This window comes from Anaerovibrio lipolyticus (assembly GCF_021531495.1).
Taxonomy (GTDB): domain Bacteria; phylum Bacillota; class Negativicutes; order Selenomonadales; family Selenomonadaceae; genus Anaerovibrio.
Map to the genome: position 1 here is coordinate 1 of NZ_JADYTY010000026.1, position 11,645 is coordinate 11,645.

The 11,645-nt window shown below is 42.8% G+C and carries 12 protein-coding genes; 8 read left to right on the forward strand and 4 right to left on the reverse strand.

Annotated elements, in window-relative coordinates:
- Nucleotides 1-206 precede the first annotated feature (206 nt).
- Nucleotides 207-1,142, forward strand: coding sequence for an Abi family protein (locus tag I6E26_RS08690; RefSeq protein WP_235321484.1), 936 nt, complete (start codon nucleotides 207-209; stop codon nucleotides 1,140-1,142).
- Between the two features lie 138 nt (nucleotides 1,143-1,280).
- On the opposite strand, the gene I6E26_RS08695 is transcribed toward I6E26_RS08690, so the two are convergent.
- Entirely contained in the window at nucleotides 1,281-1,568 is a 288-nt protein-coding gene (locus I6E26_RS08695; protein ID WP_235321490.1) for a hypothetical protein, read from the reverse strand.
- Nucleotides 1,569-2,067: 499 nt separating this feature from the next.
- Between I6E26_RS08695 and I6E26_RS08700 the strand changes: the two genes are divergently transcribed.
- Complete coding sequence (locus I6E26_RS08700; protein WP_235321492.1) at nucleotides 2,068-2,373, forward strand: nucleotidyltransferase family protein; 306 nt, start codon at nucleotides 2,068-2,070, stop codon at nucleotides 2,371-2,373.
- On the forward strand, nucleotides 2,361-2,756 hold the full coding sequence (locus tag I6E26_RS08705; RefSeq protein WP_235321494.1) for an HI0074 family nucleotidyltransferase substrate-binding subunit: 396 nt from the start codon (nucleotides 2,361-2,363) through the stop codon (nucleotides 2,754-2,756). The genes I6E26_RS08700 and I6E26_RS08705 overlap by 13 nt, the downstream gene beginning before the upstream one ends.
- An 86-nt stretch (nucleotides 2,757-2,842) precedes the next feature.
- Here I6E26_RS08705 and bioF read toward each other — a convergent pair whose 3' ends face one another.
- Nucleotides 2,843-4,801, reverse strand: a complete 1,959-nt coding sequence (gene bioF / locus I6E26_RS08710) for an 8-amino-7-oxononanoate synthase (RefSeq protein WP_235321496.1) — start codon at nucleotides 4,799-4,801, stop codon at nucleotides 2,843-2,845.
- 163 nt (nucleotides 4,802-4,964) lie between these two features.
- Between bioF and I6E26_RS08715 the strand changes: the two genes are divergently transcribed.
- From I6E26_RS08715 to I6E26_RS08735, 5 genes are all read left to right on the forward strand, one after another.
- Nucleotides 4,965-5,468: a hypothetical protein gene (locus I6E26_RS08715; protein WP_235321497.1), complete on the forward strand. Its 504-nt coding sequence runs from the start codon at nucleotides 4,965-4,967 to the stop codon at nucleotides 5,466-5,468.
- A 103-nt stretch (nucleotides 5,469-5,571) separates the two neighbouring features.
- The gene (locus tag I6E26_RS08720) at nucleotides 5,572-5,961 is read left to right on the forward strand and encodes a VOC family protein (RefSeq protein WP_235321498.1); all 390 of its coding nucleotides are present in this window, start codon (nucleotides 5,572-5,574) and stop codon (nucleotides 5,959-5,961) included.
- A 3-nt stretch (nucleotides 5,962-5,964) separates the two neighbouring features.
- On the forward strand, nucleotides 5,965-7,248 hold the full coding sequence (locus I6E26_RS08725; protein ID WP_235321499.1) for a hexokinase: 1,284 nt from the start codon (nucleotides 5,965-5,967) through the stop codon (nucleotides 7,246-7,248).
- Nucleotides 7,249-7,454: 206 nt separating this feature from the next.
- Nucleotides 7,455-8,738 carry an NAD(P)/FAD-dependent oxidoreductase gene (locus I6E26_RS08730; RefSeq protein WP_235321500.1) on the forward strand — a complete coding sequence of 428 codons (1,284 nt, stop codon included), beginning with the start codon at nucleotides 7,455-7,457 and terminating at the stop codon, nucleotides 8,736-8,738.
- 94 nt (nucleotides 8,739-8,832) lie between these two features.
- The gene (locus I6E26_RS08735; RefSeq protein WP_235321501.1) at nucleotides 8,833-10,209 is read left to right on the forward strand and encodes an SGNH/GDSL hydrolase family protein; all 1,377 of its coding nucleotides are present in this window, start codon (nucleotides 8,833-8,835) and stop codon (nucleotides 10,207-10,209) included.
- Nucleotides 10,210-10,359: 150 nt separating this feature from the next.
- Here I6E26_RS08735 and I6E26_RS08740 read toward each other — a convergent pair whose 3' ends face one another.
- Both I6E26_RS08740 and I6E26_RS08745 read right to left on the reverse strand, forming a co-directional pair.
- Complete coding sequence (locus tag I6E26_RS08740; RefSeq protein ID WP_235321502.1) at nucleotides 10,360-10,989, reverse strand: YigZ family protein; 630 nt, start codon at nucleotides 10,987-10,989, stop codon at nucleotides 10,360-10,362.
- Nucleotides 10,990-10,991: 2 nt separating this feature from the next.
- Complete coding sequence (locus tag I6E26_RS08745; RefSeq protein WP_235321503.1) at nucleotides 10,992-11,642, reverse strand: hypothetical protein; 651 nt, start codon at nucleotides 11,640-11,642, stop codon at nucleotides 10,992-10,994.
- Nucleotides 11,643-11,645: the final 3 nt, after the last annotated feature.

Genomic DNA, 11,645 nt, shown 5'->3' on the forward strand with positions numbered 1-11,645 from the left:
TGAGGAAGAAATGCTTGCAGTACTTACTGCATAAAGGTTCGCCGGGTGTTCAACTTATTATTGCAATTCGGGTGGAAATTAATCATTATAATTTGCTTGACATTGATATGTTAATTTGATAAAATAAATATATTATAATAAGTTGTTTTATTAAAGAACAGAACCCACCACGCCTCTGATTTAAGCGCAACCCGGTGGGACTTTTTTTGGAGAAAATTATGTATAAATATCCTAAAAAAATTATGTCAATTGATGAACAAATACAATCCTATAAGACTGCAGGTATGAAATTTAAGAAATTAGAAACTGTTAGATTAGCATTGGAAACTATAGGATTTTATAGATTGAGGGGATATATTTATCCCTTTTATGATAACAACAATAAGAAATTTCGAAATGAAATTTGGTTTGAAGATATATTAATGATATATGAATTTGATCAGCGCCTTTCTATTATTATTTTTGATATGATAAAGAAAATAGAGGTTGCTCTTCGATGTCGTTTGGTAGATGCAATATTAGTATATAAAGATGCCTTGATAGTGCATGATTCCTCTATTTTTGAGGATAAAAAAATATACTGGAAAAATATGTCTGTAATATCTTCGGAAATATCGCGATCTAATGATGTTTTTATGAAACATCATTTTCGAAAGCATGATGGAGCAATACCAATATGGGCTATAGTTGAAGTTGTTTCATTTGGCACACTGTCAAAGTTGATAAAGAATTTGAAGTCCGGTAAAGGTCATGCATATGCTACTTTGGCTAGTAGATATAAATATATTTCGAAAAAAGGTAATGAAGTGAAGCCTGCAAAAGATATGCTCACTTCATGGATTCATTCTATTACAATACTTCGTAATATGTGTGCACATAGTTCTAGAATTTATAATAGAGTTATCAATACTGCACCAGAGCTTTTGAATGCAGATAAACAGTGTCCTAAAAATAATTACAACGGAATATATGAAATTTTGTTGGCTATGAAGTATATGAGACCTTCAGATGATTGTTGGATGGATTTTTATAAAAGCCTGTGTAAGTTGATTGAAGAATATGAAAATATAATTGATGTTGCAGCAATTAATTTTCCGGAAGATTGGCAATCTCATCTTGTGATATTAGGTAATGATTGTTAACGATTATCAACCGAAAAATAAATTTTTAATTCATTAAGATACCCATATAACATTTTATACAAAATCCCTGTTAAGAGTTATGCTATCATGCTTAGCAATGATAGATATTCTCCTAACAGGGATTTTGTATTCCCTATATTATTTGATGATTCTGGTAATTGGTAATGCTGTTATATGGGTTATGCCTGGTACGTTTCTTCTTAATTCTGCTTCAAAGTTTTCGTAGGTGTCGTTTTTGGCAATGGCCACATCCATGGTGAAGTTACATATACTGAAGATTTTGAAGCAATTAACAATATTCTTCTTATGGCAATGAAAATCGTGGAGTTTATCCTCTACAAAATGTTCATCAGTACAAATATCTACATGCCAATACAAAAAATCCTTGTTGCGATTATAACGTTTGTCAAATAATTTTAGTCTCATGTCAATTTAAATCCCTTTCTATATATTAATCCATCCAACTGTATATTATTGCAATCTAATTTTAAATTTATTGCAAGGAAAATATTTAACATCATCAAAAAAATAAAAGCATGTATAAATATAAAATTTATATACAGAGGAAGATTCGATGGAAATTTATTTTATATGGGAAATGCCCTTATATAGAGGGAATCCTTTTAGTTGCCTAGGGAACAGATGACAGGGATTTTGTATATGATGGTATAATTATTACGCTCATAAATTTGTATATGTAGCGATATTAGCACTACCATGTAATTGATGCAAAATCCAGCTATAGAGATGAAGATATCATCTGCATAGGGGCATAAAACTTGATTGCTAATCTTTTAGTGTACCTTGTAAAAAAATGTCATTTTTGATAGGATTAGAGTATATCTTGTAAAGAAAAGAATGTTTTGGCAGGATATTTCTCAATAGGCATAATAGGTAACGAGAAGCGGTGTCATAAGGTGGATATATGAATGAATATCTTATTAAACTGAAGAATTTCACGCTGGATTTTTGGCAGGATAATGATGTTAGGATATATCTTTTTGGTTCTTGGGCTCGAGGAGAGGCTAGACAAAGTTCGGATGTGGATATTGCCATAGAGAGCAAATCTGGCGTGAAGATAGATTCTGCTTTAGAGTACAAGGTTAATGAATTTCGAGAGGCTTTGGAAAATTCAGATATTATCTATATTGTTGATGTGGTTTACATGGGGATGGCGGCAGAAAGTCTGAGAAGGAGTATACACCAGGAGGGGATTTTGTGGAAAAGCTAAAGGAAAGATTGGCTTTGGCAGAACGGGCGATGTCCAAGCTAGAGGAGTTAGCTTCGATGGACGAATGGACCGAGGTAGAGCGAGATGCCATGATACAGAGATTTGAATTTTCTTACGAAATACTCTGGAAATGTGCTAAGGATTATTTACGGGTTTTTGAGGGTATAGATGCTGCTTCACCACGGCGAGTTATCCGTGAATGTCAACGAATTGGCATATTATCTGCAGAACAAACAGAAATGGCCCTGCGTATGTCAGGGGATATAAATCTGACAACTCATACCTATGATGAGGAATTTGCCGTGGAATTGTCAGCTCGTATGAAGGATTATGGAAAATTATTGCGAAATTGGTTAGAAAAAATCCGTTTTGATAGGCACTGATTCAAAAAATCCCTGTTAAGAGTTATGCTATCATGTTTAGCAATGATAGACATTCTCCTAACAGGGATTTTGTACATAATACTATATTAATTATCTGTAAGCCTGGATATGGTTTGTCCAATAGTATGGGCGGCTTGACAGAGCTCTTCTGGTGTGTGGGTGGCCATTAGGGCGGCTCGCAGCATGGCCTGTCCCTTGGGTACAGTAGGATAACGAATTGGGGAGATGAAGATATTTTGCCTATTTAATTCCTCTGCTGCATGCAGGGCCAATTCCTCATCATGAAGCACAATAGGTACAATGGCAGTATCGCTATGGGCTTCAATGCCTTCCTGCTGTAGAGTCTTACAGAATATACGAGTATTTTCCTGTAGCTGATGCACCATAGAAGGGTGATTTTCTAACAGCTCTAGTGCTTTGGTGGCAGCAGCCAATACGGCAGGGGAAAGGCTGGTGGAGAAAATATAGCTTCTGGCTGTGTTGCGCAGGTAGTCAATGAGAAGCTGACTGCCGCAAACATAGCCTCCTTCGGCTGCCAAGGCCTTGGAAAGGGTGCCCATAAGAACATCTGGCTGACGCTTCAGGCCAAAATGCTCCACAATTCCCCGGCCTGTGGCTCCAATCACGCCGGTGGCGTGGGCTTCGTCTACCATAGTAAGTACATGATATTGTTCCGCCAGTGCCATAATATCTGGCAGGGGGGCAATATCTCCTCCCATGCTAAAAACAGCATCAGTAACAATCAAGCCCTGACAGCCAGCGTGTTCCTGTAATTTTTCTGCCAGATCCTTCATATCGTTATGCTTGTATACCACGGTTTTGGCATGGCTAAGACGACAGCCATCAATAATACTGGCGTGATTAAGCTCATCACTAAAGATAATACTGTCCTTGATGCCTAGAGCTGAGATAATACCTACATTGGCCATATAGCCTGTGTTAAAAATTAGTGCCTTTTCCGTATGCTTAAAGCTGGCCAGTGCTGTCTCCAGCTGATTGTGCAGAGGCAGGGTGCCAGTAGTCAGCCGGGAGCCACCAGAGCCTACACCATATATGTTTATAGCCTCCTTGGCGGCTTCTTTTACTTCTGGATGGTCAATAAGGCCAAGATAGTCGTTGGAAGCCAGCATTAGCTGGTTTTGACCTTGATAGATAATATGAGCAGCCTGAGCTGAGGATATTTCCTTGGTATTGCGATAAAGCTGCTGACTTTTCTTTTGGGCTAAAATATCCTGGAATATCTGCCAAGGCTTGTCAGAAGTAGATTTTGGCTTTGGGGTATTATTGGCATAGGGATTAGATGGTACATTTTTGACCAAAACCCTTTGCTCCTGCAAATATCGGATACATTCCTCTACTTGGGATTTAGGGCCACGGTAAAGGAAAATTCTACCTCCGTCAGGACAGCCCATTTTCTTTAACTTGGTAATGCGTATATAGCCCTTATCCCGGGTGGCAATATAGCCTGTTATGTAATCCGGATCATCAGACATACACAGTTCTCCAATTATATTCGGGGCAGATAGTACCTTGCTGGCCAAAACCAAGGCTTCCTGAAAATGATTTTTGCCATCGCAAATAGCTTTGGCTTCTCCCTTGGGGGCAATGCTATCCATATAGGTAGCACGAATGCCTCGCTGCTGGTCTGGCTCCAATCGCTCCAGAGTATCTACATCCAGCAGCATGGCGCCTCGCATACCGTAGGTGGCCTGAAATAGCTCCAGTATTTTCTGGCATTTATCTGGGGTTAGACCTAGCTCCGTCATAATCTGGCACATAAACTGCCGCCCCTCTGCCGGGGTTGCTGCTTCATGGGTGGAAACAGGCAGAGCTTCAATATATTTTAGATTTTCCGGGGCAACTGCTTCAATTTTCAGGTTTATGAAATCTGCCTTACCCTTAGCATGATGAAGGGCTCGGCTAAGCAAAGCCTCCATCTGCTGTGGCAGTTCCTGCTGGGGCAGAATTTTTTCGGCTCCGGAAACATGTTCCTGAATTGAGCCAGTATGCTTGCTGGCTCGCATTTTCAAACTATATATAGACATAATTTAGGCTCCTTTGGCATTGTATTCATAACTTTCCAGCTACCATGATAGCTAAAATTGCCGATATTGTCAACTGCAAAATTAAAATAGGTTGACAATATATCTGACAGAATTTAATATATCTATGTGCGGGAAATATTTTGTGAGGAAAAAGGAGAAAATTATGAAAAAGAATTTTATGTCCCCTGCTGAGATTACTCAGATTGGTTTGCTAACAGCCCTGCTGACTGTAGCTGGAGCGATTAAGCTGCCTAGCTTGCTGCCAGGTCTGGAATTTCAGATATCAGCTCCTCTGGCTGTAGGTATCTGTTTTGTTTTTGGCTTCAAAAGATATCTTATTATAGGTATACTTTCTAGTATGATAAGTCTTGCTCTAGGCACCCATAATTTATTTAATGTAGCTATTGCCATGCAGTTTCGCATCGTAGTAGGCATAATTTATCTTTTGGCAGGGCAGGCTCGCAACAAGTATCTGGTTATGGCTATTGCCGGCCCTTTGGGAACACTGGTGGCTCGTTTGACTCTAAGCGTTGTTTTAGGCAAAGGTGTCTGGGCTTTGGTGGCCGCAGCCTTCCCAGGTATGGTATTTACCTTCCTAACAGCACCATTTATGATAGGGCTGCTGCGGAGGGTGGCTAGAGTTGGCCATCTGGCGCTCCAAGGTTGATATTTTCCATGAAATTTTGTTCCCAAACCCACTCTGGCTATTGGCAAAAGCCTAAAAATATTGCATAATAAATAGAAGAAATTTGATTATCAGGGGGCCTATTATGGAATATCGGTTAGCTCACAACTGTCTAAAGGTAAGAAATCTCCATAATTCTTTGCAGTTTTATACAGAGATTCTTCATATGCAGGAAAAAGGCCGTGTCCATATTGGTGATACTATCCTGGTTTATCTGGGCGATGAAAAAGCCTCAGTCCATGAGCTGGAGCTTAACTATCACCCAGATCATGCCGATGCCTATCAGCTGGGAGAAAATCCTGTTCATCTAGCCTTTGCTGTGGATGATTATCAGGAGGCTTTGGAAGCTCATAGACAGGCAGGTTGTATCAAGCTGGAGGTGCCTCAGCATGGCATACATTTTTTAGCGGACCCGGATGGCTACCTGATCGAAATTCTGCCACAAAAACATTTTTCACTTACGGAGAGGGGATAAAACATGAGAATTAACGAAGCCCAGCTAAAAAGCATTATTGATGAATTGACCTTGGATAAGGAGCAGCTAAAAGAGGTTGCTTCTGCTATGCGCTTTGATATGGAGCTGGCTCTGCAGGGCCGTGAGTCCAGTATGCCAATGCTGTGCTCTTATATTGGTATGCCTACTGGTCAGGAGAAGGGTGAGTTCCTGGCTTTGGATTTTGGTGGCACTAATTTGCGGGCTGAGCTGGTTAGCCTTAAGGGTGATTGCCAGTATGAAATTGTGAAGATGGTAGCCAAGCCATTGGTTACTGAGGAATATAATCTGATTAATGGCTCTGCATCTGCCGAAAAGGTTTTTGACTTTATTGCAGATATGTTTGCTGAGCTGCTGGAGGGAGCAGAAAACAAGACCTATTATCTTGGTCATACTTTCTCTTTTCCATCTCAGCAGACTGATATTTACAATGCCCGCCTCTTGGTATGGACCAAGGAATTTGCTATTCCTGGCGTAGAGGGTGAGGTTGTAAATGATTTGCTGCAGGCTGCTTTTGACCGCAAGGGATTAAGCAATATCAAGGTAGTTGCTGTGATTAATGATACTGTAGCAGAGCTGCTGACTGCAGGCTATCAGTATCCAGATACTCAGATTGGCTGTATCTATGCTACTGGCAGCAACAACTGCTATATGGAGCGTACTGCTGATGTAGGCCGACCTGCCGCCATTATTAATATGGAATCCGGCAGTTTCAACAAGCTGGCTCCTAGCCAGTGGGATAACAAGCTGGATGAGGCCTCTGAGAAACCAGGCCGTCAGCGCTTGGAGAAAATGGTTTCCGGCCGCTATATGGGTGAGCTGTTAAGCCTTACCGTGCAGCATCTGCTGAATCTGCAGGAGAAGCCAGAATTTACTGCTATTGATATGTCTGGTATTATGGCAGACACTACTGCTGTAGCCAGTGATGCAGCCAAGGTTATCAGTGCCAAGGTTGGTGCCCTGGAGCCAGGAGAGGCTGCCTATATTCGTGACCTGACTGAGGCTATTGCCATTCGTTCTGCTCGTATTGTGGCTGCCTGCTTTGCTGGTATTCTCTGGCATGTGTCCGGCTCTGGCAAGATTGCAGACCAGCATATTGCCATTGATGGCTCTGTTTATGAGCATATGCCTCATATCAAGGAAAATGTTCAGAAGGCTCTTTATGAGATTCTGGATGAGGAAGCAGGGGCAGTTACCCCAATGCTGTTAAAGGATGGCTCCGGTTTGGGTGCAGCAATTGCAGCAGCTGTTGCTTCTAAGAATATTTAATAATATGTAGAAAAACCAATTAATATCCTGTTCAATAAATGAATTTTACTAAAGAAGCGAATACATGAAAACCTTTAGATTATACTATCATAAAATAATTTTATAACCAGCGGGTATTGCCAAAACTGGTATTTATGACTATAATTTATGGAAGAATTGAGAAACGCGCTGTTAAAAATGCATTGCTGTTTTTAGGAGGGGTTTAGATGGGTAACAAGCCCAAGGTTGTTGTTGTAGGTGCAGGTTTTGGCGGTATTGCTGCTGTCAAAAAACTGGCCAAGCAGGATATTGATATTGTTATTATTGAAAGAACTAACTATCATCTGTTCCAGCCATTGCTGTATCAGGTTTCCACATCTGTATTGTCTACAGATGATATTTCTTATCCAGTCCGTGCTATGTTCCGCGATTATGATAATGTAGAGCTGTTCATGGCCAAGGCATTGGAGATTGATGGCAAGCGCAAGGTTGTTGTTACCAATCATGGGGATGTATCCTATGATTACCTGATTGTAGCTGCTGGTGCTACCAACAACTTCTTTGGCATGGCCAATGTAGAGAAATACGCCTATGGTATGAAGACTATTCCAGAGGCCTTGCATATTCGTAATCATGTCCTTCACATGTTTGAGCGTGCCAACAAGCAGATTGATAACGAGGAGGAGCGTCGCAAGATGCTGAGCTTCATCTGCGTAGGCGGCGGCCCTACCGGTGTTGAGGAAGCTGGTGCTATTGCAGAGCTGGTTGCTGTTCAGAAGAAGGAATATCCAAATCTGAACTTTGACGAGGTTAGCATTCGCCTGATTGAGGCCACTGATAAGGTTCTGCCAATGATGCCTCCACATCTTCGTCAGCACACCATTAATGTGCTGGAGAAAAAGGGCGTACAGGTTATGTTGAACACTCAGGTGGCAGACTGCAACGAGAATGGCCTGTTCCTGAAGGACGGCACCTTTATTCCTAGCCGTACTGTTATCTGGGGTGCTGGTGTCAAGGCTCACAAGCTGGCTTCCACCATTGGAGCAGAATGTGACCGTGCTGGACGTGTTATTGTTGGTCCAACCTTGCAGGTACCTGGGTATCCAGAGATTTTTGCTATTGGCGACAATGCTCATTTCCTGCAGGATGGCAGACCATTGGCTACTGTAGCTCCTGTTGCTATGCAGGAGGCTTGGCTGGCTGCTGACAATATCATCCATCTGTGCAAGGGTGAGACTCAGCTCCATAACTTCAAGTACGTAGATCATGGCGCTATGGCCACTATCGGCCGTTGCCAGGCTGTTGTAAATTGGGGCTTTGTGCAGATTGGCGGCTTCGTGGCATGGCTGATCTGGATGTTCCTGCATTTGCTCCGCTTGGAGGGTGCCCATGCAGATATTACTGTAGGTACCAAATGGTTCTGGAATTTCGTTTCTGGTACACGTCTGGGCCGTATCATCACCAATATCAAATTGGATGATGAGGATGCGGCTATGGAAAATAAGGCCTAAATATGTTATGATGAAGGGGTGTGCCTGGCACATCCCTTTTTTTGCCAAGGCACAAAAGACAATTCTTTTAGTTTAGATTATAGGAGTGATTTCCTTGCATAAAGCAAAATATTGGGCTTTGACAGCAGGCCTTTGCTTGTCCTCAGTCCTATCTGCCACTGTGGCATCAGCTATGCCGGCTGCTACAGCTCACAATGGTCAGAGAACAGTAATTAGTGATATTACCCGGCCTGGTAATCAGCAGGGCAGTGAGGACAAAACTGTGGATGTGGTGGAGTCTGCCTCTAGGACTGATACAAAGGTTAGGAAGTATATTACGGACTATCTCAAAACCGTCCGCCTCTCTTGGGAGCCAGTACCTGGTGCTGTCAGCTATCAGGTGGCTATTATGCGGGCCAACAAAAATCTGCCGGAGAATGTGGTATCCGTCAAGAGAGGGATTTTTACCAACGGTTATGAGCTGGATACCTCTGTTATGCGCACAGCCAAGGACTACTACTGGAAGGTGTGTCCTTTGGATGCCAGTGGCAAATATATCAAGTTGTACAGTGATTTGCAGCCTCTGGTGGATCAGGAGCTGAATCCTAAAGCCCCCAAGCCTACCACAGAGTTTGAGTCCATGGCCTACGCTCCCCTGTATCCAGTATTCTCCTGGGTTCCTGCCAAGGATGGCAAATACTATGATATCAGGGTATATCGGGAGGAAAATGGCAAGCCTGTGGTTATTAGAGAGCTGAGTACGGAAGGCTCTGTCTACTATGAGGATGCCGGCTATACCTGGCCAGGGAAGTATTATTGGCAGGTGCGGAGCCGCAATGAGTCAGGCAATCATATTAGCGAATGGTCTACTCCTAGCTGGTTTCAGGTCAGCAATCCGGTAAAGGTAGCGGCTCTGGGAGATAGCATTACCCACGGTGGAGGAGCTGTATCCACTCCCCCGGGCTATGTTATGTATAATTGGGAAACCTATTCTCAGGTGCCAATCAAGAATCTAGGCTATAGCGGTGATACTGTAGCGGCTATGGATGCTAGATTTGAGGCTGATGTACTGCCTTTCCATCCCAAGATTTTGGTAATCATGGGTGGCGTAAATGATTTTCGATCTGGTGCTATGGCTCAGGATATTATCTACTATCTACAGCAGATAGGCAATAAATGCCGTATGCATGGGATTATTCCTGTCTATGCTACTGCTACCCCCATTAATCCTCACTTTATTGCTAACTGGAGCTATATTACCACGCCGGCAGTAGATTGGAAGGAACAGCAGGTATTGTTGAATCAATGGATTATGTCTCAGCAATATGCGGTGGATGTGGCCAGCGGTATGACGGATTGCTACGGCTTGCTTATGGATGAGGCTACTACCGATGGCTTGCATCCAGATGTTTTGGGCAAAAAGCTAATTGGAGAAACCATCAGCGATTATCTTCTCCGCACTTTTCCCGGCAAAAATCTTCTGGCCAAATAATGCCTGATTTGGGAGAAAATATAGATAAAAACAATGGTATATAGATATTGTTTATAATATCATAAATAGGCAAGCAAAAAGACCGTGTTAAGCATCTGGTACAATGGTTCAAACACGGTCTTTTGTGTTGTTCAATATTAAAACTAGTTTTTATATAGGTAAGCTCATATATTCTGGCTTATGAATGGTAATCTTGCATTGGGCTGCTGTTAGATTGGTTAGTTCTGTGCTAATAGCCTCACAATCTGCTGGCTCCACCAGCAATCTTACCGTTACCTTATCCAGATAGGCAGTTTCCCCGGTTCGCAGCTCTTCATTGCGAATCCAATTTTCCACTGTGCCTAGAAGGCTATAGTCCATTTCTGCTTCCATAAGGCAAAAGGGCTTTACCTCAAGGCAAGGAGTAGCCTCCAGTCCCAGGGAAGCAGTGTGGCTATAGGCCCGAATCAGTCCCCCAGCGCCTAGTTTGATGCCTCCAAAATATCTGGTTACTACTACTACCACATTGGTGAGGCCATGCTGCTTGATGGCCTCCAGAATAGGATTGCCGGCAGTGCCTCCAGGCTCACCATCATCGTTGGATTTTTGCTGACTGCTATCTGCTCCCAGCACCCAGGCGGAGCAGTTGTGGCGGGCATCAAAATGCTTCTTCTTGATGGCTGCTACAAAATCCCTGGCCTCAGCCTCGGTTTCCACATGGCTGGTATAGGCAATAAAGCGGGATTTTTGAATTTCGTAGCTGGCAGTGCCATTTTCGGCTGTTGTCTTGTAGATATGCATAATTAATTCTCCGGTAAGGTTAGATTTTGGCGCAGGCTATTGGTTTCGGCTGCTGTAAACAAGGCGTCTGGGCCATTGCGCAGCATGGTTTCCTGCAAAATCCGGCTTTCCTCCTGGTGGTTGTCTGTACTTAGGTTAGCAGGATTGGCATTGGCCTTAAGGGCTGTAATAGCTGTCAGCTGCTTTTCGCTGTAGGCAATGGTTTTGTTCAGAATGCTGGCGGCCAAATCATAGTTGGTATCATCCAGACTGATAGGTGGGGCCAGCTTGCTTAGCTCCTGGTTAGTAACCTGAGCCTGATGCTCCAAAAGGTTTAGGCGGGTATAGGCCGTATTAAGGCTGATATTGTCATTGTGATAGTCATTGACAATTTTCTGGCCTTGGGCCCAGTTGTAGTCCAGGGTGTCCAGCTGTTTTTTGTAGCTGGTGTACCAATCATCAAATATTTGCTGCTGGGCGGCAATGCGGCGCAGGGCTATTTCGCTAGGTGGCTCTGCCTTAGGTTGAAACAGCAGGGCTTGGCCAATGGCGCCAATGGTCAGGGCCAATACCAGACAAAATCCATAAAAAACTTTTTTATTGGGAAGATTGCGGTATAATACTAATAATAGCAAAAGACATATCAGTACGGCCGCTATAAATACGATAGCCATAAT